This window comes from Streptomyces sp. NPDC006879 (genome assembly GCF_042869595.1).
Taxonomy (GTDB): Bacteria; Actinomycetota; Actinomycetes; order Streptomycetales; family Streptomycetaceae; genus Streptomyces.
The window spans coordinates 51,586-71,554 of sequence record NZ_JBIAGC010000022.1; the positions used below are offsets into that span (position 1 = coordinate 51,586).

A 19,969-nucleotide genomic window follows, 5' to 3' on the forward strand; every position below is an offset into this window, starting at 1 on the left:
CCCGCCCGCCGGGCCCGAGGAGTCCCCCCCACGCATCCTGCTCTTGCGCGCCTCGGCTAGCGCCGGGCGTACTCACGGAAGCCGCGACCGGTCTTGCGGCCCAGGCAGCCGGCCGCGACCAGGTGCTCCAACAGGGGAGCCGGCGCCAGGCCCGGGTCCCGGAACTCCCGGTGCAGCACCTTCTCGATGGCCAGCGACACATCGAGACCGACCACATCGAGCAGTTCGAAGGGCCCCATCGGGTAGCCGCCGCCCAGCTTCATCGCAGCATCGATCTCGTCCAGCGAGGCGTAGTGGTCCTGGACCATCTTGATCGCGTTGTTCAGGTAGGGGAACAGCAGGGCGTTCACGATGAACCCGGCCCGGTCACCGCAGTCCACCGGGTGCTTGCGGATGCGCGCACAGACCGCACGCACAGTGGCGTGCACGTCGTCCGCGGTCAACACCGTACGGACGACCTCGACCAGCTTCATCGCCGGCGCCGGATTGAAGAAGTGCATCCCGATCACGTCCTGCGGACGGGCGGTGGCCCGGGCACAGGCGACGACGGGCAGTGAGGAGGTGGTCGTGGCGAGCACCGCCCCCGGCTTGCACACCTTGTCCAGGGTGGCGAACAGGTCCTGCTTGACAGCCAGGTCCTCGGCGACCGCCTCCACGGCCAGGTCGACCTCGGCGAAGGAGTCCAGCGACCCGGCCGGGGTGATCCGCGCCAACACCTCGTCCCGGGCCTGCCCAGTCATCCGTCCCTTGTCCACCGAGCGGGCAAGGGACTTGGCGATCCGGGCCTTCGCCGTGGCCGCCTTGTCCTCGCTGCGAGCCGCCAGCACCACCTCGTAGCCGGCCTTGGCGAACACCTCGGCGATTCCGCTGGCCATCGTGCCCGAGCCGGCCACGCCCACCCGGGACACCGCACGGCCCTCGCCGTGCGCCCCGGCCTCCGGCGCACTGAGCGCGTCACGCACCACCACGGGACTGCCCGGCGCCTCGTAGCTGTAGAAGCCGCGGCCCGCCTTGCGGCCGGTCAGCCCAGCCTCGGCCAGCTGGCCGAGGATCGGGGCGGGAGCGTGCAGCCGGTCCCGGGAGGAGGCGTACATGGCCTCCAGGACGGTCCGGGCGGTGTCGATGCCGATCAGGTCGAGCAGCGCGAGCGGGCCCATCGGCAGGCCGCAGCCCAGCTTCATGGCGGCGTCGATGTCCTCCCGGGAGGCGTACTTCGCCTCGTACATCGCGGCGGCCTGATTGAGGTAGCCGAAGAGCAGGCCGTCCGCGACGAAGCCGGGACGGTCACCAGCCGCGACCGGCTCCTTGCCCAGCTCGGCGCATAGGGCGGTCACGCAGTCCACGGCCCGGGGGTCGGTGAGGACGGAGGAGACGATCTCCACCAACCGCATGGTCGGGGCGGGGTTGAAGAAGTGCAGGCCGAGAACCCGCTCGGGGTGCGCCGACTCGGCCGCCAGCCGGGTCACGCTCAGCGCGTTGGTGCCGGTGGCCACGATGGCGTCCGGACGCACGATGAGGTCGAGCGCCGCGAACACCTGCTGCTTGGCCTCGTAGGACTCGGGGACCACCTCGATGACGAGGTCGGCGACGGCCGCCGCCTCCAGTTCACCGAAGATCCTGAACCGCGACAGGATGTTCAGGCGCTCCTGCTCGGTGAGGCGTTCCTTGGCCACCGAGCGTGCGGTGGCGGCTTCCAGCGCGGCGACCGCGCGGCGGGCCGCGCTCTCGTCGGTGTCGATGCCGATGACCTCGCGGCCGGCGCGTGCCAGAACCTCGGCGATGCCAGCGCCCATGGTGCCGAGACCGACGACGGCCACGGTGGACAAGGAGAGGGAAGAGGACGCGGAGAGGGTGGACTGATGGTCCATCACGGACTCCAGTGGATGAGTGACGACTGGCAGAGGGAACGCACACGGGCACCGCGCGGGTGACAGGGGCCCCGAGGAGGGCCGAACACACCGCGGAAAGACCCAGTGCGCCCGAGGCGCACGGCGTGCGGATGCTGGGAGAGGGGAACCGACGGGCTCTGTCCCGGAGCCGCGTCGTACGCGTTGCCGAACCGACCGGCACTCGAAGCGGCTGCGTCACCAGGCCGCGTCAAGGAGGAGATTCCGCCGCCGTGGTGACGGCTGGAGAATCACCTGAGCAGAGACTAACCCGTGAGTAACCCCGGGCGCCAGGGGAGGGGAGCTGTCATCTGGGCCGGCGGAGCCGGTCAGGGCAGCCGGCGCAGGGCCAGCGTCGCGGCCCGGGCCAGCCTCGGATGCGCCTGTGCCCGGGTGAGAACCGGCCGGGAGCTGGGATCGGCGAGCTCCCCGAGCCCCTCGACACAGGCCAACGCCACCCGCCAGTAAGGGTCGTGCGGCGTGAGCAGCCGCTCCAGCGTCGCCGTCAGGGCGGGGACCGACTCGGGCGCCCGCAGGGCGGCCAGCAGCCGCACGGGTTGCAGGGCGTAGGCGGTGCGCAGCGCATTGGTGGCCAGGGCCGCCGCGGCCCTCGCGGTGCGCGGATCACCGAGCCGGGCCAGTGCGTGGGCCGCGCTCGCACAACGCGGCGGATCCCGGTGGTTGAGCAGTAACACCAGGGCTTCGAAGGCCCGCCGGTCGCCCGCGCAGCCCAGCCGGAAGGCAGCGGTCTCCAGGGCCCACAGAGGCTGACCGGCCGAGGTCAGGACGCCGGCCAGGTCCTCGGTCCCCGCCTCCGTCAACAGCCAGCCGCAGGTGGCCCCCCGACCCTCCAGCGCCGCCTCCGCCCGCACCCGGGCACCGAGTGTCCTCAGCTGCTCATCCACCCTGCCCACGGTAGGCGTCAACCAGCCCGCTCAGGGCCGAAATCCCCGTCCCGGGTGTAGCGGACCTCGTGGACCGCGGTGCCTTCGATCTCGAAGCAGTCACTGGCCCCGTCGAAGGTGAAGCCGTATCGCTCGTAGAAGGCGCGGGCGGTGCGGTTGCCCTCCAGCACCCACAGCCGGGTCCGCCGGCGGCCCGCGGCGGCGCAGAGGTCCACAGCGGCCCGGAGCAGGGCCCGACCGGCACCGGAGCGCTGATGGTCGGGGTGCACGTACAGGGCGTAGACCTCGCCCTCCGCGTCGGGAGCCGGCTCGCCTTGGCCCCCTCGGTAGGGTCCGGCGCAGGCCCACCCGATGACCTTCCCGTGCCGCTCGGCGACCAGGTGCACCACTCCCGGTGCGGCCTCCGTCAGGTGCCGGCGGCGCACCTCGGTGTCCGCGGCGATGTCCATGGCGTCGAGGTACACCTGCGGTACGTGGCCGGCGTAGCTGCGCTGCCAGCCGAGGGTGCGGGCGGTGGCCACCGCGCGGGCGTCCTCGGGGGCCATCGGGCGGACGCGCACCGTCATGCCCGGCCCCCCGGGCGTGCGGGGGAGCCCCCGCCCGGTCCGAGGCGGCTGGCACCGCGGACCGCCGCGTTGCCGGGCGCACCCGCCTGCGTCCGGGAGCCGAGCGACCCGTCCGTGTGTGATGCGCGGCGCCAGGCGTGGTGGGACGCGCTCGGCGGGCGGCTGCCGGACGGATCGTGGCCGGTGCGGGACGCACGGCCCCTCAGGAGGAGACTCATGATCGCCATCTTGTGCCCCGCGGAACCGTGCGTACAACGGATTTCCGCGGGGACCGGGGCGCTTGGTCAGGGTCAGGGACGGAAGCCGAGGAGGCCGTGCAGCGTGGCGCCGCCCACGTTCGCCCCGACCACCGCTCGGGTGGCCGGTGTCGGGGTCGGTTCGGGTTGGGCGGGGCAGCTCGCGTCCACCGGCCCCTGTGCGGAGCGTGGCACCCGCCCGTCCGTCAAGTACCGCACCAGGTGTGCGTCCAGGCAGGAGTTTCCGCTCAGCGCGATGCCGTGGTTGCCGCCCCCGCTCTCGACGACGAGGCTGGACCCGGCCAACTTGCGATGCATCTCCAACGCGCCTTCGTAGGGGGTCGCCGCGTCCTCGGTGGCCTGGAAGAGCAGGGCGGGCGGCAGTTGCTCGTTGGCCACGTCAGGCGGGGTTTGGGCGGGCACCGACCAGAACGCACAAGGAGCGTTGTACCAGGCGTTGTTCCACGTCATGAAGGGCGCCTTCGCGTGGGTGTCCCACATGTCGGCCCGCCAGCGGGACCACTCCCGAGGCCAGGCCGAGTCCCGGCACTGCACGGCTGTGTAGACGCTGTAGCTGTTGCCGGCGGCAGGGTCCACAGCGCCGAACTTCCGGTACGCCTCCACGAGGGGTTTGCTCTCACCGCGCCAGTACGCCGCGAAGGCCTCGGCCAGATGCGGCCAGTAGCCGTTGTAGTAGCCGCCCGGCAGGAAGGTGTCCTCCAGTTCGGACGGGCCGACCTCCCCGCCGGCGGGCGCGTGTCGCAGGTCGTTGCGCATCCGGTACCACGCGTCTTCGACCTCCTGCGGGTCGCTGCCCAGGCCGTAGCGGTCGTCGTGGCGCGCCACCCAGGCGAGGAAGGCCTTGTGACGGGCATCGAACGCGGAGTCCTGGGCGAGGTTGGCCTGGTACCAGACCCCCGTGGGGTCGACCATCGAGTCGAGCACCAGGCGCCGCACCCGCTGGGGGAAGAGCCGTGCGTACACCGCTCCCAGGTAGGTGCCGTAGGAGTACCCCAGGTAGTTGATCCGCGGTGCGCCGAGCGCGGCGCGCACCACGTCCAGGTCCTTCGCCGCGCTGACCGTATCGATGAACGGCAGTACGTCGCCGTGCTTGGCGGCACAGCCCTGGGCGAACCCTTGGGCGCGTCGGAGGTTGGCCCGCTCGTCGTCCGCGCTGTGCGGAACCGAATCGGGGCGCACGGCTTCGAAGTGGCCGGTGGCGCAGTCCAGGGTCGGCTCGCTGCGGCCGACTCCCCGTGGGTCGAACCCGATCACGTCGTACTGGGCGGCCACTTCCCGCGGTAGCGCGGAAGCGATGAATCCGGCCAGTGCGCGACCGCTGCCACCCGGACCGCCGGGGTTGACCAACAGGGGCCCCTGGGACTTCTTGGCCGTGTGAGGCACCCGGGTCAGCGCGAGGGAGATCCGACGGCCGGCGGGTCGGTCGTGGTCCAGGGGTACAGCGACACTGGCGCACTGAAGGGTCGGGTACCGGGGAGTGGCGCACTTCTGCCATACGACGCCCTTTCCGGCGCCCGCGGCTGCCGCCGGCCCCTGGGCTCCGGGGGCAGCGGCCACGGTGCCCGCCAACACGGTGGCGACCGACAAGAGAACTGCTGCGCGCTTCATCAAAGGGGGCCTCCCAGCCGCCGGGGTCTGGGCGGAATCGTCCCGGAAATCCCAGCAGTCAGTCGGAGAAGTGCCCCGAATTGGCCCGATGTGATGATGCTTCAGCGCCCGGCTGCCGGAACCCGTTCGGCCGCTGGCACAGGTGCACCTTGAGAACCCGGCGAGTGGAACGAACGTTCGGCTCATGGCGAAGGGCCGGATTTGGGCGGCCGGGCCCGAGGTGGTTGGCTGTGCCCCCGATTGCCGGAACGAGTGCTGGAGGAACAGGGCATGGCGCAGGTCGAGGCCACCACGGAGCGAATCATCGCGGCCGACCCGGAGAAGGTGTTCGACACCCTGGCGGACTACGCCGGTACCCGGGCCAAGCTGCTTCCCGAGCACTTCAGCGAGTACGAAGTGCGCGAAGGCGGTGACGGCGAGGGCACCCTCGTGCACTGGAAGCTCCAGGCCACCAGCAAGCGCATCCGCGACTGCCTGCTGGAGGTCACCGAGCCCACCGACGGCCAGCTCATGGAGAAGGACCGCAACTCCTCGATGGTCACCACCTGGACCGTCACCCCGGCCGGCGAGGGCAGCTCCCGCGCGGTGGTCACCACCGTCTGGAACGGCGCGACCGGCATCGGCGGCTTCTTCGAGCGGACCTTCGCTCCCAAGGGCCTGGCCCGCATCTACGACTCGGTGCTGGAACGCCTGGCCGCCGAAGTGGAGGGCTGAGCGGGCCCGGACCGCCCCGTGCGGATCACCGGTTCGGGTGGTCCTGCACGGGGCGCTCGGGTGGCGACAACTTGACCACGTTGCCTTGCCGTTGGTGCTCTCGGCACAGTGGGTCCCGCCGTGCCGACCGTGCCGAGAACTGGAGCGTCCATGAGTGAGCCCACCGCAAGTCCCGGCGCCCGCATGTACGAGGAGTTCCTCGCGGTGCACACGATCCTGCGCCGAGGCGCGGAGCTGGTCGCCGGGGGCTTCGGCCGCCTCGCCGAAGGCGTGGATGAGGTCAGCGTGGACGCCCTCGTCGAGAGCACCCGCTGGCTGATCGAGTTCACCCACCATCACCATGCCTGCGAGGACGAGTTGTTCTGGCCCGAGCTCATCTCCCTGTACCCCGAGGCCGCGGAGGGCTTCGAGGCGCTCGCGGCCGAGCACGAGGAACTCGACCAGGCGCTCGGCAGACTGGCCAGGGTGACCGAGTCCCTCGCGGCGGAGGACCGCTCGCGTCCCCCAAACGGGCGCACCGCCCGCGACGGTGCCGTTGCCGCCCGCCAGGTACGCGATGTGCTCGCCGCCCACCTCCGCAACGAGGAGCCGGCTGTACGCGACCTCTTCCCCGGGGTGCCGGGACCCGAGATCGACCGTCTGCGCAGAGCGATCATCGAAGGGGGGCCGCGGTTCGGGGCCCACCTCGTCTTCGGCCTGCTCGCCGAGCCGGAGCCGGCTCCCGGCGCTGACCTCCTGGTCGAGCACTTCCCTGCGCCGGTGCGCGCCGCCCGCCCTCAACTCCTGCTGCAGTTCGGAGCTACGCTCCGGGCAATGGCCTGTGCAACTCCGTCAGTTCCGTAGTCGCACGCCGTGAGGCGCCCCGGTGTGGGGGACGTGGCGCAGCGGCCTGCGTCATCGGCCCACCTGCGTGTGGGAGCGCTGACGGTTCTCGACGGTCCGGTCCACGACCCCCGCGGGCCCGGCAAGGCGTTGGAGGGGCCTTCCCCTGGTCGTTCTCGCACCATCGGACGCACCTCGTCGCGGTCTCGGCCAGAGCGCGGGCTTCACGCAGCAGGTCGGGCAGGGTGGCGAGGATCGCCGTGTTGGCCGCGGCATCCCGCAGGCGGTGCAGACAGGTCATGTCCCGCCAGAGCTCGCCCGACGCGCGCGGGGTCCCGTCGAAGGTCGGAGCGAGGTCGTAGCGGCCAGCTCACGCAGGATGGACGCCGCGGAGACCTGCCATCGTCCTCGATCGGATTCCTCGTCCGACGGACGGTCGCAGCGCGGGAACCCTCCATCGTGTCCGTGCCCGTGCCCGATGGGCTGATCCGCGCCGAACCGGGTCCTTCGGGAACTGCTGGGCGACCCTTGGGTTCGTCGAGAGCGACCGGGGGGAACACCGAGATCCATGAAGATCCTGATCTCCGCGGACATGGAGGGCGCCACCGGCGTGACCTGGCCCGCGGACGTGCTGCCCGGCACCCCGCAGTGGGAACGCTGCCGCTCGATGTTCACCTCCGACGTCAACGCCGCGGTCCTCGGCTTCTTCGACGGCGGAGCCGATGAGGTACTCATCAACGAAGCGCACTGGACCATGCGTAACCTCCTGTTGGAGCAGTTGGACGAACGCGTCCAGATGCTCACCGGACGCCACAAGTCGCTGTCCATGGTGGAGGGCGTCCAGCGGGGGGACGTGGACGGAGTCGCCTTCGTCGGCTACCACACCGGCGCCGGCTCGCCGGGGGTGCTCGCCCACACCTATCTCGCCAATTCCATCACCGGTGTCTGGCTGAACGGGGTGCGGGCAAGCGAGGGGCTGCTCAACGCCCGGGTCGTCGCCGAGTTCGGTGTACCGGTGGTCCTCGTCACCGGCGACGACCTCACCTGTGAGGACGCCCTCGGGTATGCGCCCGAGGCGGTCCGGGTCGCGGTGAAGGACCACGTCTCGCGCTATGCGGCGATCTGTCGGCCGCCGGCCCGGACGGCTGCGGAGATCCGCGGGGCGGCGAAGACGGCCGTTTCCCTCGCGGTCCGTCACGAACCCCGGCGCAGTGGCCCGTTCACCGTCGAGCTGGAGTTCGACGCGGAGCACCTGTCGGCCGCGGCCACCGTGGTCCCGGGCGTCGCACGGACCGCTGAACGTCACGTCGCCTACACCAGCGAAACGATGTACGAGGGGATTCGCACCTTCAAAGCGGTCACGACGATCGTCTCAGCGGCGGTGGAGGAGCAATATGGCTGACATGAACCCCTCCGGGAGTCACACCCTGTCCCACGCCGACCCCACCCCACTGACCGAGCCGGTCGACGCCACCGCCCTGGACGAGGTCGTCACCTTCACTTCCGAGCTGATCCGCATCGACACCTCCAACCACGGTGACGGGGAATGCCGAGAGCGTCCCGCGGCCGAATACGTGGCCGAGCGGCTCGCCGCCGCCGGGCTGGAGCCGGTCCTCGTGGAGCGCACCCCGGGCCGCACCAACGTCGTGGCCAGGATCGAGGGGACCGAGGCCTGCTCTGCGGCCCTGCTCGTGCACGGGCACCTCGACGTGGTGCCCGCTGACCCCGCCCAGTGGAGCACGCACCCCTTCTCCGGCGAGGTCCGCGACGGGGTCGTCTGGGGGCGCGGAGCGGTGGACATGAAGAACATGGACGCGATGGTCCTCGCCGTGGTCCGGGCCTGGGCCAGGACCGGGGTGCGCCCCCGACGGGACATCGTGCTCGCCTTCACCGCGGACGAGGAGGCGAGCGCGGAGGATGGTTCCGGCTTCCTCGCAGACGACCACCCCGAGCTGTTCGACGGGTGCACCGAAGGGCTGAGCGAATCCGGCGCCTTCACCTTCCACGCCGGACCGGACCTGGCTCTCTACCCGATCGCGGCCGGTGAACGGGGCACTGCCTGGCTGGAGCTCACCGCCCGGGGAGTGACGGGGCACGGCTCCCGCGCCAACCGCGCCAACGCCGTCAGCCGACTGGCGGCGGCCGTCGCCCGGATCGGAGCCCATACCTGGCCGCTCCGTCTCAGCGACACGGTCCGGGCCACCCTCGGCGAACTGGCCGCGCTGCACGGGTTGCGGGGGCCCGAATTCGACCCCGGGTCATCGCGGTTCGACGTCGACCTGCTGATCGACCGCCTGGGTCCGGCGGCGGCGCTCGTCGAATCGACCGTGCGCAACAGCGCCAACCCGACGATGCTGTCAGCCGGATACAAGATCAACGTGATCCCCGGCAAGGCCACCGCCCATATCGACGGACGGATCCTGCCCGGCGGCGAGGAGGAGTTCCGCACCACCCTCGACCGGCTCACCGGCCCCGACGTCGCCTGGTCCTTCCACCACCGAGAACCGGCCCTCGAATCCCCCGTCGACAGCCCCACCTTCCGCGCCCTGCGCGCGTCCGTCGAACGCTTCGCGCCGGAGGCGAAGGTGGTCCCCTACTGCATGCCGGGAGGGACCGACGCCAAACAGTTCTCCCGTCTGGGCATCACCGGGTACGGCTTCTCGCCGCTGAAGCTGCCGCCGGGCTACGACTACGCGGCGATGTTCCACGGCGTCGACGAGAGGGTGCCGGTCAGCGCCCTGCACTTCGGCGTACGCGTACTCGACCACTGTCTGCGGACGATGAGGTAGGGGAGGGCGAACCCATGGTGCCCACCGGGCCGTACGGTACGTGGCCGTCTCCGATCGACGCGGCTCTGGTCGCGGCGCACGACGGCTGCCCGGAATACCTGGACACGGTCGGCGAGGAGGTCTGGTGGACCGAGCCGCGTCCACGGGAACAGGGACGCAGAGCCCTGGTGCGTCGGCGAACTGACGGTTTCGAGGAGACCGTTCTGCCCCCGCCGTGGAACGTCCGGAGCCGTCTGGTGGAGTACGGCGGGCGGCCCTGGGCCGCCACCGGCCAAGAGGGTGACGCCGGTCCGCTCGTGCTCTTCGTGAACTTCGCCGACCAGCGGCTCTACGCCTACCAGCCGAAGGCCCCTGGAGAACGACGCGGACCGCGCCCGCTCACCCCGCTCTCCTCGACCGGTGCCGGGCTGAGATGGGCGGAGCCGTTACCGCGCCTCGAACTCGGTGAGGTCTGGTGCGTCCTTGAGGAGTTCACCGGCAGCGCGCCCACCGATGTGCGCCGGGTGTTGGCGGCCGTGCCGTTGGACGGCTCGGCCGCCGAGGACCGCAACCGGGTGCGTGAACTCACCGATGACCGGCACCGTTTCCTCACCGGACCACGGCTCTCCCCGGACGGGCGACGGGCCGCATGGCTGGCCTGGGACCATCCGCGCATGCCCTGGGAGGGCACCGAGCTGAAGGTGGCGGAGGTCGAGGGCGGGCACCTCAAGCATGTGCGGACCTTGATCGGAGGGCCCGGCGAGGCGGTCGCCCAGGCGGAGTGGACCTCCCAGTCGGTGTTGCTCGCGATCACCGACCGCAGCGGCTGGTGGAACCCGTACCGGGTGGACCCCGACACCGGTGAGGCGGTCAACCTCTGCCCGCGGGAGGAGGAGTTCGCCGGGCCGCTGTGGAACCCCGGCCTGCGGTGGCTGATGCCCCTGGACAGCGGCCTGGTCGCCGTCCTGCACGGCCGCGGCGCTCCCGTCCTTGGCGTCTTGGACCCGGAGACCGGCGACCTGGTGGACGCGGCAGGTCCATGGACCGCCTGGCGCCCTTCCCTGGCCGTTCACGGTTCCCGGGTCGCCTCGGTCGCGGCCAGCCCGCGCAGTGCCTTCGAGGTCGTCGAGCTGGACACCTGCACCGGGCACACCCGGGTCCTCGGCGCGGCGTCCACCGACCCGGTGGACGCCGCCCACTACCCGGAGCCGCAGAGTCGCACCTTCTTCGGACCGGAGGACCGTGAGATCCACGCCCACGTCTACCCGCCGCACCATCCCGCACGCAGTGCCCCGGCCGACGAGCTGCCGCCCTACGTGATCTGGGCGCACGGTGGCCCCACAGACCACGTCGCTCCCGTGCTCGACCTGCACATCGCCTACTTCACCTCGCGGGGGATCGGAGTGGCCGAGGTCAACTACGGCGGATCGACCGGGTACGGCCGGGCCTACCGCGAGCGACTGCGTGAACAGTGGGGGATCGTGGACGTGGAGGACTGCGCTGCGGTGGCACGCGCCCTGGCCGCCGAGGGCACGGCTGACCCCGGGCGGCTGGCGATCCGCGGGGGTAGCGCCGGAGGTTGGACCGCCGCCGCCTCACTGGCCGGCACCGGGATCTACGCCTGCGGAACCATCCGCTACCCGGTGTTGGACCTTTCCCGCTTCCAGTCGGAGACCCATGACCTGGAGTCGCACTACCTCGCCAGCCTGATTGGTTCCGCCGAGGACTACCCGGCGCGCTACCGCGATCGCTCGCCGGCCGGCCACGCGGAGCAGATCATCGCCCCCTTCTTGCTGCTCCAAGGGCTGGAGGACGTGATCTGTCCACCCTCGCAGGCGGACCGCTTCCTGGCCCGGCTCGCTGGCCGCGAGCTGCCGCACGCCTACCTCGCCTTCGAGGGCGAGGGGCACGGCTTCCGTCGCACCGAGACGATCGTCCGAGCCCTGGAGGCCGAGCTTTCCCTCTACGCGCAGGTATTCGGCTTCGCTCGTGACGACGTCCCCCTTCTGGAGCTCAGGAAGTGACCGCAGACCCGCCTTGATGGATGCTGACTGCATGTGCCCCATGTTTTCGGAAGGATCCTCGGCCGGCGGAGGCGGCGGGCAAGGCCGCGCGCGGGGCCGATTCCTGACCCCGCGCCGTGTGACCCTCCTGGTCGTCGCAGCCCTGGTCCTGATCTTCATCTTCGAGAACACCGGACGGACCAGGATCCGGTTGCTGATCCCCGAAGTCACGATGCCCCTGTGGCTGGCCCTGCTGGCCGTGGCGCTGCTCGGGGGGCTGTGCGGCTATCTGTTCCGGGGGCGCAGCCGCTCCGGCCGGCGCTGAGGCCGCTCCGGGCCTCCTGGGGCCGGCGGATCGCGAAAGCATCGCTGTGCCCCTCAGGTGGGTTCGGGGGTCCGGCACAGGATCTCCCCGTTCAGCACGGTGAACCAGGCGTCGGGGTGCCGGCCCCACTCCCGCCAGGCCTTCGCGATGTCGGCCAGTTCCCGCGAGGTCGCGTGGCCGCCGGCCACGGCGAGCAGGGCGTAGGAGGAGCTCGTCGTCCGCTCCGCCCACAGCTCGCTCCACCACTGTCTCTCCACGGCGGTCGCGAAGCACCAGACGGAGGCCGTGGCACTGATCTCGTGGTCGGCGAAGCCGGCCGTCCGGGCCCAGGCGTGCAGGCGGCGTCCCGCGTCGGGTTCGCCGCCGTTGGCTCGGGCGACCCTGTCGTAGAGCTGCTGCCACAGCTCCAGGCCGGGCGCTTGCGGGTACCAGGTCATCGCCGCGTAGTCGGCGTCGCGGGCGGCCACGAGCCCGCCGGGGCGGCACACCCGACGCATTTCGCGCAGCGCGCGGACCGGGTCTGCGACGTGCTGGAGCACCTGGTGGGCGTGCACGATGTCGAAGGCGCTGTCCGGGAAGCTCAGCGCGTGGACGTCGACCACTCCGAACTCAACGTTCTCGCTGCCGCGTTCCCGTGCGTGGGCCCGCGCCTTCGCCACCACTTCGGGGGCGGCGTCCACGGCGGTCACCGGGCCGGGTGCCACCAGGTCGGCGAGGTCCACGGTGATGGTGCCGGGGCCGCACCCGATGTCCAACAGGGACATGCCGGGTCGTAGTGCCCCGGTCAGGTACGCGGCTGAGTTGGCTGCGGTGCGCCAACGGTGTGAGCGCAGCACGGAGTCATGGTGGCCGTGGGTGTAGACGGCGTCGAAGCCGGCGGAGTGGTCGCGCGCGTCGGGCAAGGTGCACTCCTTGTTCGAGGGGCTGGCGGGGCTGCCGGTGTAGTGCCTCCACCGTAGGGCAGTGATCGCATGGCGAGATTTGTGTTTCATATATTGGACCGCCTCCGCTGGCGGGAGCGGGACGCAGCGAGCACAGTGGGAGCCATGGCCAACGAACGTCAGGCACAGTTCGCCCAGTCCCTCGCGCTCTTCGGCGAACGGGTGCGCGCCGTGGCGCCACACCAGTGGGACCACGGCACCCCCTGCACCGAATGGACCGTGCGGGACCTGGTCAACCACGTGGCGGGAGAGCTGCTGTGGGTACCCCCTCTGGTCACCGAGAGCCGCACGATCGCCGAGGTCGGGGACGCCTTCGACGGGGACGTCCTCGGTGCCGACCCGGTCGGCCTCTGGAACCGCGCGGCGACGGCCGCCCAGGACGCGTTCGGCGGACCGGGCGCACTCGAACGGAGCGTCGCACTGTCCTACGGGCCCACGCCCGCCGGGGCGTACTGCGCGCAGTTGACCGCCGACGTGGTCGTCCACACCTGGGACCTGTCCCGTGGCCTCCAGGCTCCCGAACGGCTGCCCGAGCAACTGGTGGAGTTCGCACTGAAGGAGTACCTGCCCTACGCCGCGGCACTGGCACGCAGCGGACTGTTCGCAAAACCCTACGATCCGCCGCCGGGAGCCGACGCGCAGTCCCGGCTGTTGGCTCTGACCGGGCGCCGCCCGTAACTGCGGACGGGCGGCCGGCACGAAACCTCCGTATAAAGAGCGAAGGGCACCAGACGTAGGCGGGCTGGGCGGAGGTGACGGGCCTTGACGGGCAGCCAGCGGGCGGCGACCGAAGTCCGAAGGACCGGGGGCCAGAGCCACGGGCCGGTGCGGTACGGCCCGCTGGCTCCGGAGCACGGGCTGCCGGTGCTACCCGAACTGATCGCCGTGCTCGCGGGCGCGGCCAGCCGCTCCGCGCCCGAGCCCGCGGGTGGCGGCGCTGCACTGCGCGATGCGGCCCGCCGGTACTGGTCCCGTCGGGGCCTGCCCACCGACCCGGGCCTCATCGCGTGTGCCCCGGGAGCCCCCGCGCTCCTGCTGGGTCTCCTGGGGGCGCACGGCGGCGACGTACTGCTCCCGCGCCCCTGCCCGGCCTGGTGGGCCCCTCAGATCCGACTGCTGGGCAGAAGGGCCTCACACGTGCCCACGCCCGCCGAGGCCGGCGGTGTGCCCGACCCGTACGCACTGCTGGAGACCGTGCGGCGGGTGCGTACGGAAGGCGGTGACCCCCGCGTCCTGATGCTGTCCGTGGTCGATGACCCGACAGCCACGGTGGCGCCACCAGAGGTGCTGCGCGAGGCGTGTGAAGCGGCGGTGTCGCAGGGGCTCGCGGTGATCAGCGACGAGACCTGGCGCGACACCCTGCACCATCCGCGGCAAACGGTGCTGTTCAGCCCAGCCGAGATGTGCCCCGAAGAAGTCATCGTCCTCGCCGATCTGGCCGGCGCGCTCCTGCCCGCCGGATGGCCCGCGGCCATCGCCCGCTTCCCCGCCTCCCCCCGCGGGACCTGGTTGCGCGACCGGACCCTGGACGTCCTGACCGCCACCGGCGCCGGACTGGCGGGCCCGGTGGCCGGAGCCGCCGCGTACGCGCTCGACGAGCCGGAGGGCGTGGCCTCGCGGGTCAGGGCCGCCGCCACCGTGCACGGGCTGCTCGCCGCAGCGGCCCATGAGCGGCTGCGCGCCATCGGGGTGCTGGCTCGGCCACCACAGGCCGGCCGCCACCTCTACGCCGACCTGACACGCCTGCGGGACAAGCTCGCCCGGCGGGGCGTCAGCGACGCGATGGAACTGGAGGAGTACCTGGGCCGGCGGTTGGGGACTCCCTCTCCGGGTGGGCACCGTTTCGGAGACGATCTCGGCGCCCTCCGCGTACGGCTGGCGACGGGCCCGCTCCTGGGCCGCTCGGAGGAGGAACGCATGACGGCGCTCACCGCACCGGACCCGCTGGGACTTCCCCACATCACGCGCGCACTGGACGACTTCATCTCCGTCTTCGACGAACTGAGGTGAGTACTCAGGTGCGTACCCGGTCGCCCGCCACGACGGCCGCGTCCGCGGCCCGGACCCCGCCCACCGCCCCGCGAGAGCCGCGCCCGCCCCAGCCCGGATCCGCCCTGCCCGCGCCACCGGCCCGGCCCACCCTCCGCCGCCCGGCGGGAACCGGCCGCCGCTCGACGCACACCCAGCCGCGAATGGAGTCGCCTCGATGACGGAACAGACGGAAGACCCCGTGCACCCGGCAATCCCATCATCCGCAGGGACGGCAGCCGCACCCGCGGGCGCCACAGGAAGGACCCACGCCCGGCCTCCGGCGCCCATCCTGCGCCCGCTGGGCGAACACCGCTCCTGGCCGCGTTCCTTCGCCCACCGACTCACCGCCCCGCTGCCCGGGCTGCGCGGCCTGGCACGCTTCGCGCGCGAGGGCGCCCTCAGGCCCGGGCCGGAAGGGATCCGGGACATCCCGCACCTTCCCTACGCACCCTCCCCGATGCCCGCGGTGACTGCCGAGACAGTCGCCGTCACCTGGGCGGGTCATGCGAGTTGGGTGGTCCGCATCGGCGGACTGACCGTCCTGACAGATCCGGTGTGGTCCAGGCGGATCTTCGGCACTCCGGCCCGGCTCACCCCGGTCGGAGTGCGCTGGGAGGACCTGCCACCCGTGGACGCCGTTGTGATCAGCCACAACCACTTCGACCACCTCGACGCCCCGACGCTGCGCCGACTACCCCCTCACACCCCGTTGTTCGTCCCCGCCGGGCTGGCCCGATGGTGCCGCCGCCGGGGCTTCACCCACGTCACCGAACTCGACTGGTGGGAGGCGGCGGAACTGGGCGGCGTCCGGTTCGTGTTCGTACCGGCCCACCACTGGTCGCGCCGCTCGCTGACCGACACCTGCCGCAGCCTTTGGGGCGGCTGGGTCCTGGAAGACGGGGGCGGCCGACAGGTCTACTTCGCGGGCGACACCGGCTACGGGCACTGGTTCACGGAGATCGGGCGACGCTTCCCCGACATCGACCTGGCCCTGCTGCCCATCGGTGCCTACGCCCCACGCTGGTGGCTCTGTGACGTGCACACCGACCCCGAGGAGGCCGTCCGGGCCTGCCAGGACCTCGGCGCCCGGCGGATGGCACCCATGCACTGGGCCACCTTCCTGCTGTCGGCGGAACCGGTCCTGGAGCCCTTGGCGCGCCTGCGCGCGGCCTGGGCCCGTACCGGTCGGCCGCGCGAGGAACTGTGGGACCTCGCCGTGGGCGCCTCCCGGGTGCTGCCGGCCTGAGTGCCACCCGCACGGCCCGCCTGGCCCGAGCCCACGCAGCTCGGGCCGGACCGGTTCCAGGTCCCTAACCCTGCTGCGGCGCCCGTGGACGAAGCCGACGCCACAACGTCGGGACCACGCTGATCAGCAGGGCCAGCACGACGGCGAGGACCACGCCCTTCCACGCCTCGTCAAAGAGCGAGCCGCCGAGGATGCCGATCAGTTGGTAGGTCGCCGCCCAGGCCAGGCACGCCGGAGCGTCCCCACGGGCGAAGCGACGGATCGGCATCTCGGCCAGAAGGCAGGCCAGCATCACCGGAATCCGCCCGGCCGGGATCAGTCGTGACAGCACCAGTACCGTCACTCCGCGAGTGTGTAGCCTCTGCTGCGCCTGAGCCAGGCGCTCTGGCGCCGCCCGGTCCCGTAGCGCCTGCAACCACCGTGAGCCGCTCTGGGAGCGAACCCCACGATGCCCCAACCAGTACAGCGCGATGTCACCGGTGAACGCCCCGAGCGAGGCCACCGCGAAGACCAGGAGCAAGCCCAGGGGCAGGGACTGGTGGAAGGCCACCACCGCAGCCGAGCTCACGAGGGCGCCCGTGGGCACCACCGGGACCAGTGATCCCACCGCCACCAGAAGGAACAGGGCCGGATAGCCCACGGCCTGCTGGGCGGTCTCCGGCTGCACCTGCTGGCGCACTTGGTCCAAGGACCCGAAAGAGGGCGGTGGCGAGGAGGCCAGCCAGGAGCAGAACTCGGGCGGAAGGTGCTGGAGGGACTCCCAAACCGTCACAGCCCGCCACCCGAGGGCCCTGCCAGCCGCAGCCGTTCCCCGTGCTCCAGCCGCCTTACCGCGACCTTGGGGGCCAGTTGGCCGGCCAGCCGGACGAACTCCTCGCCCGGTCCGTGGAATTCGTGCGGGCGAACCGTGTCCATACCGATCGGCCAGTAGGTCCCGTAGTGCACCGGCACCGCATGTTCCGGGGCCAACTCGGCGAGAGCCTGCGCCGCGCGCCGGGCGTCGAGATGACCCGGGCCGAGATAGGGCCCCCAGCCGCCGACCGGCAGCAGCGCCACGTCCACCGGCCCGACCTCGCTGGCCATGGCCGGGAACAGCCCGGTGTCCCCGGCGAAGTAGGTGCGGGCCTCACCCTCCACCACGTATCCCAAGGCCGGACACAGCCGGGGCCCGAGCGGTAGCCGTCGCCCGTCGTGGGCAGCACTGACCACCCGCACCGTCAGGCCCGCCACTCCCACGGACGCACCAGGAGAAACCTCCGTCACCGCCAGCCCCGCCCGCCGGGCCAGCCGGGGCAACGCGGGCACCGCCCGACTGGCTCCACTCGGCACCAACACCCGGGTTCCCCGAGCCAGCCGCGCCAGCGTGGGCAGATGGAGGTGGTCGGCGTGCAGATGGGAGACGAGCACCGCCTCGGTCACGGCGGCCTCCGGCGGCGGCAACGCGCCACGGCGACGACGCAGGTGCGCGAGACGGCGCGCGAACAGCGGGTCGGTCAGCAGACGCACCCCGGAGTCCTCGACCGTGCAAGTGGCGTGCCCCCACCAGGTGATCTCCACCGGCACCCGCGGCCTCCTCGGCTCGAACTCGGTTCCGCGTCCGAGGGTAGCTCCCGCGCGGGCGCCACGGCGCGCCCCGCTGTGCGAGGCTGGCAGGGCAAAGTCCGCGGCTGCGCGGGCCGGCCGAGGAGTGAGGTGCCACGGGAGTGCGGCTGGGACGATGGCGGAACGCTGGCAGCGCCCTGTACCGGATCGTCGTGGTCTGGGGCGTCTCGACGCTGACCATGCTCCTCCTCGCCGGGATCCTGCCCGACTTCCAGTTGCAGTCCGACGACGGCGACAGCATCACGCGGATCGCATTGACCGCAGCATGGGGAGCAGGCGCTTTCGGACTGCTCAACGCGCTGGTGTGGCCGGTGTTGGTGCGGGCTCTGCTGTTGGTACCGGCGCTGGTCCTGGGGCTGCTGGTGTTCTTCCTCAACGGTTCGCTGCTCCTGCTCGCCCTGCGTCTGATCCCGGACGGAAGGGGCGAGGCCGATCCGCGGACCGCGGTCGTGGTTGCCGCCGTGATGTCCGCGGTCGCCTCGGCCACCTCCACGGCACTGGCCGTACGCGACGACAACGCCTATCGCCGCAGGCTCGCCCGGCTCGCGGACCGCACCCGGCGCCGGCAACGACGGGCCGGAACACCCGGCTCCGGCGAGTCCACCCCCGGAATCCTCTTCCTCCAGCTCGACGGGGTGGGCTACCAGGTGCTGCGGCACGCTGTTGCGACCGGCCTGATGCCCACCCTCGCTGGTTGGCTCGCCGTGGGAAGTCACCGACTCACCCCGTGGCGCACCGACTGGTCCAGCCAGACCGGCTCCAGCCAACTGGGCATCATGCACGGCTCCAACTTCGACGTGCCCGCCTTCCGCTGGTACGAGAAGGACACGGGGACGACCGTCGTCTGCAACCGGCCCACCAGCGCAGCCGAGCTTCAGCGCCGGGCCATCGCCCGCACCCGCGACGGTGGGCTTCTCACGGTGGACGGCGCCAGCAGGGGCAACCTCTTCAGCGGCGGCGCCGATCAGTTGGCGCTGGTGCTCTCCATCGCCGCGGCCCGCCGGGGCAGGGCGAACCGTTCGCGGGCCGGGTACTTCGCCTACTTCTCAGACCCGGCCAACGCGGTGCGCACCGCGTTCTCCTTCGTCGCCGAAGTCGTGCGTGAGGTGGGACAGTCACTACGGTCTCGACTGCGCGGAGACACGCCGAGGGTGAGCCGGGGAGGCCTGTATCCCTTCATCCGGGCCTTCGCCACCGTGGTGCAACGTGACGTTGTAGTGGCAGCGGTGATCGGTGACATGCTCGCTGGCCGTGCCTCCGTCTACGCCGACCTGGTCGCCTACGACGAGGTGGCGCACCACTCCGGGCCGCGCAGCCATGACGCCGACCAGGTGCTCGCCCGGCTCGACCGGAGCCTGGCACTCATCGCCAAGGCCGCCAAGCACGCCCCCCGTGAGTACCGCATCGTGCTGCTCTCCGACCATGGCCAAAGTTCGGGGGAGACCTTCTCCGGCCGGTTCGGACTGACCCTGAAGGACCTGGTCCGCGCCGGTTGCGGACTGCCCGTCCCTCGTCGGGCGGAGAGGACCCACAGCGGGGCCGAAGCGCGTGCCGCGGTACTGGCCGCGCTCCACCGGCCGGTGGAGGAAGGGGCCGAGGAACTGCACCCCGGGCGTGATGCGGCGCCGATCGTACTCGCTTCCGGGAACCTGGGGCTGATCTCCTTCCCCGACGTGCCCGGGCGGCTCAGCATGGAGCGGATCGAGCGCCGCCACCCCGCACTTCTGCCCACCCTCGCCAACCATCCGGGCGTAGGCTTCCTCCTCGTGTCCAGCGAGGAACACGGTCCGCTCGTCCTGGGCGCCGGTGGCGCCGAGCTGCGACTGGACGAGGTGCCCAGGGACGCGGGGACGGGGGACCGCGTCTTCGCCGCCCCCGACCCGCTCGCCGCCTTCGGCCCGGGCGCGGCGGAAGCGGTACGGCGTACCGACTCCTTCCCCCACGTGGCCGACATCATGGTGAACTCGTCCTTCGACCCCGGGACCGCGGAGGTGCACGCCTTCGAAGAACAGATCGGTTCCCACGGCGGTCTCGGCGGCGAGCAGGGGCGTCCGTTCCTGATGTGGCCGGTGACCCTCTCGGACCCGGTGCCGATCGGGGCGGAGCTCGTCGGGGCCGAGCAACTGCACCACGTCTTTCGGCGCTGGTTGGGTGAGGCGAGCGGTCCGCAGGCGCCGTTGCACGGCCCTGCACCGGAGGGCCAGGAACCGCTGGAGGCGGCGCAGGACCACGCGTCCGCTGCCGGTACCGGTGCGCCCGTGGGCCCCGTCCAGCAGGACGAACCTCGCTGACCGA

At 71.9% G+C, this 19,969-nt stretch carries 17 protein-coding genes and 1 pseudogene; 10 read left to right on the plus strand and 8 right to left on the minus strand.

Annotated features, from left to right (window positions below):
- Positions 1-56 precede the first annotated feature (56 nt).
- From ACFYMC_RS18055 to ACFYMC_RS18070, 4 genes are all read right to left on the minus strand, one after another.
- A complete protein-coding gene (locus ACFYMC_RS18055; RefSeq protein WP_388525806.1) occupies positions 57-1,868 on the minus strand; it encodes a 3-hydroxyacyl-CoA dehydrogenase family protein in 1,812 nt (603 codons plus the stop codon).
- A gap of 347 nt (positions 1,869-2,215) precedes the next feature.
- Positions 2,216-2,791, minus strand: a complete 576-nt coding sequence (locus ACFYMC_RS18060; protein WP_388525809.1) for a HEAT repeat domain-containing protein — start codon at positions 2,789-2,791, stop codon at positions 2,216-2,218.
- Between the two features lie 17 nt (positions 2,792-2,808).
- The gene (locus tag ACFYMC_RS18065; RefSeq protein WP_388525812.1) at positions 2,809-3,357 is read right to left on the minus strand and encodes a GNAT family N-acetyltransferase; all 549 of its coding nucleotides are present in this window, start codon (positions 3,355-3,357) and stop codon (positions 2,809-2,811) included.
- 290 nt (positions 3,358-3,647) lie between these two features.
- Positions 3,648-5,225, minus strand: a complete 1,578-nt coding sequence (locus tag ACFYMC_RS18070) for an alpha/beta hydrolase (RefSeq protein ID WP_388525815.1) — start codon at positions 5,223-5,225, stop codon at positions 3,648-3,650.
- A gap of 267 nt (positions 5,226-5,492) precedes the next feature.
- Between ACFYMC_RS18070 and ACFYMC_RS18075 the strand changes: the two genes are divergently transcribed.
- Positions 5,493-5,936 carry an SRPBCC family protein gene (locus tag ACFYMC_RS18075; RefSeq protein WP_388525817.1) on the plus strand — a complete coding sequence of 148 codons (444 nt, stop codon included), beginning with the start codon at positions 5,493-5,495 and terminating at the stop codon, positions 5,934-5,936.
- 150 nt (positions 5,937-6,086) lie between these two features.
- Complete coding sequence (locus ACFYMC_RS18080) at positions 6,087-6,779, plus strand: hemerythrin domain-containing protein (protein WP_388525820.1); 693 nt, start codon at positions 6,087-6,089, stop codon at positions 6,777-6,779.
- 175 nt (positions 6,780-6,954) lie between these two features.
- Here ACFYMC_RS18080 and ACFYMC_RS18085 read toward each other — a convergent pair.
- Positions 6,955-7,163: pseudogene (locus ACFYMC_RS18085) on the minus strand (transcriptional regulator); the annotation flags it as partial.
- A 163-nt stretch (positions 7,164-7,326) separates the two neighbouring features.
- Here ACFYMC_RS18085 and ACFYMC_RS18090 point away from each other — a divergent pair.
- The 4 genes from ACFYMC_RS18090 to ACFYMC_RS18105 all read left to right on the plus strand — a co-directional run bounded on the left by ACFYMC_RS18090 (position 7,327) and on the right by ACFYMC_RS18105 (position 11,854).
- Complete coding sequence (locus ACFYMC_RS18090) at positions 7,327-8,160, plus strand: M55 family metallopeptidase (protein ID WP_388525823.1); 834 nt, start codon at positions 7,327-7,329, stop codon at positions 8,158-8,160.
- Between the two features lies 1 nt (position 8,161).
- Complete coding sequence (locus ACFYMC_RS18095; protein WP_388525915.1) at positions 8,162-9,547, plus strand: M20/M25/M40 family metallo-hydrolase; 1,386 nt, start codon at positions 8,162-8,164, stop codon at positions 9,545-9,547.
- A 14-nt stretch (positions 9,548-9,561) separates the two neighbouring features.
- Positions 9,562-11,550, plus strand: a complete 1,989-nt coding sequence (locus ACFYMC_RS18100) for a prolyl oligopeptidase family serine peptidase (RefSeq protein WP_388525826.1) — start codon at positions 9,562-9,564, stop codon at positions 11,548-11,550.
- A 118-nt stretch (positions 11,551-11,668) separates the two neighbouring features.
- On the plus strand, positions 11,669-11,854 hold the full coding sequence (locus ACFYMC_RS18105; protein WP_388525829.1) for a hypothetical protein: 186 nt from the start codon (positions 11,669-11,671) through the stop codon (positions 11,852-11,854).
- Between the two features lie 53 nt (positions 11,855-11,907).
- Here ACFYMC_RS18105 and ACFYMC_RS18110 read toward each other — a convergent pair whose 3' ends face one another.
- Positions 11,908-12,756 carry a class I SAM-dependent methyltransferase gene (locus tag ACFYMC_RS18110; RefSeq protein WP_388525832.1) on the minus strand — a complete coding sequence of 283 codons (849 nt, stop codon included), beginning with the start codon at positions 12,754-12,756 and terminating at the stop codon, positions 11,908-11,910.
- Positions 12,757-12,900: 144 nt separating this feature from the next.
- Here ACFYMC_RS18110 and ACFYMC_RS18115 point away from each other — a divergent pair, with 144 nt between their 5' ends.
- The 3 genes from ACFYMC_RS18115 to ACFYMC_RS18125 all read left to right on the plus strand — a co-directional run bounded on the left by ACFYMC_RS18115 (position 12,901) and on the right by ACFYMC_RS18125 (position 16,072).
- Complete coding sequence (locus ACFYMC_RS18115; RefSeq protein ID WP_388525835.1) at positions 12,901-13,473, plus strand: TIGR03086 family metal-binding protein; 573 nt, start codon at positions 12,901-12,903, stop codon at positions 13,471-13,473.
- An 84-nt stretch (positions 13,474-13,557) separates the two neighbouring features.
- Positions 13,558-14,805 (plus strand): aminotransferase class I/II-fold pyridoxal phosphate-dependent enzyme, encoded by a 1,248-nt coding sequence (locus tag ACFYMC_RS18120; RefSeq protein ID WP_388525838.1) that lies wholly within the window; start codon positions 13,558-13,560, stop codon positions 14,803-14,805.
- Positions 14,806-15,001: 196 nt separating this feature from the next.
- Positions 15,002-16,072, plus strand: a complete 1,071-nt coding sequence (locus ACFYMC_RS18125; protein ID WP_388525841.1) for an MBL fold metallo-hydrolase — start codon at positions 15,002-15,004, stop codon at positions 16,070-16,072.
- A gap of 64 nt (positions 16,073-16,136) precedes the next feature.
- Here ACFYMC_RS18125 and ACFYMC_RS18130 read toward each other — a convergent pair whose 3' ends face one another.
- Positions 16,137-16,760, minus strand: coding sequence for a DedA family protein (locus ACFYMC_RS18130; protein WP_388525917.1), 624 nt, complete (start codon positions 16,758-16,760; stop codon positions 16,137-16,139).
- Positions 16,761-16,840: 80 nt separating this feature from the next.
- Positions 16,841-17,635 carry an MBL fold metallo-hydrolase gene (locus ACFYMC_RS18135; RefSeq protein ID WP_388525844.1) on the minus strand — a complete coding sequence of 265 codons (795 nt, stop codon included), beginning with the start codon at positions 17,633-17,635 and terminating at the stop codon, positions 16,841-16,843.
- A 218-nt stretch (positions 17,636-17,853) separates the two neighbouring features.
- Here ACFYMC_RS18135 and ACFYMC_RS18140 point away from each other — a divergent pair, with 218 nt between their 5' ends.
- Positions 17,854-19,965 (plus strand): phage holin family protein, encoded by a 2,112-nt coding sequence (locus ACFYMC_RS18140; protein ID WP_388525920.1) that lies wholly within the window; start codon positions 17,854-17,856, stop codon positions 19,963-19,965.
- Positions 19,966-19,969: the final 4 nt, after the last annotated feature.

Bases quoted from the DNA above. Each gene is read 5' to 3' on its own strand.
- ACFYMC_RS18055 (WP_388525806.1), bottom strand. From the start codon at position 1,868: ATGGACCATCAGTCCACCCTCTCCGCGTCCTCTTCCCTCTCCTTGTCC.
- ACFYMC_RS18065 (WP_388525812.1), bottom strand. From the start codon at position 3,357: ATGACGGTGCGCGTCCGCCCGATGGCCCCCGAGGACGCCCGCGCGGTG.
- ACFYMC_RS18075 (WP_388525817.1), top strand. From the start codon at position 5,493: ATGGCGCAGGTCGAGGCCACCACGGAGCGAATCATCGCGGCCGACCCG.
- ACFYMC_RS18080 (WP_388525820.1), top strand. From the start codon at position 6,087: ATGAGTGAGCCCACCGCAAGTCCCGGCGCCCGCATGTACGAGGAGTTC.
- ACFYMC_RS18090 (WP_388525823.1), top strand. From the start codon at position 7,327: ATGAAGATCCTGATCTCCGCGGACATGGAGGGCGCCACCGGCGTGACC.
- ACFYMC_RS18095 (WP_388525915.1), top strand. From the start codon at position 8,162: ATGAACCCCTCCGGGAGTCACACCCTGTCCCACGCCGACCCCACCCCA.
- ACFYMC_RS18100 (WP_388525826.1), top strand. From the start codon at position 9,562: ATGGTGCCCACCGGGCCGTACGGTACGTGGCCGTCTCCGATCGACGCG.
- ACFYMC_RS18115 (WP_388525835.1), top strand. From the start codon at position 12,901: ATGGCCAACGAACGTCAGGCACAGTTCGCCCAGTCCCTCGCGCTCTTC.
- ACFYMC_RS18125 (WP_388525841.1), top strand. From the start codon at position 15,002: ATGACGGAACAGACGGAAGACCCCGTGCACCCGGCAATCCCATCATCC.
- ACFYMC_RS18140 (WP_388525920.1), top strand. From the start codon at position 17,854: ATGCTCCTCCTCGCCGGGATCCTGCCCGACTTCCAGTTGCAGTCCGAC.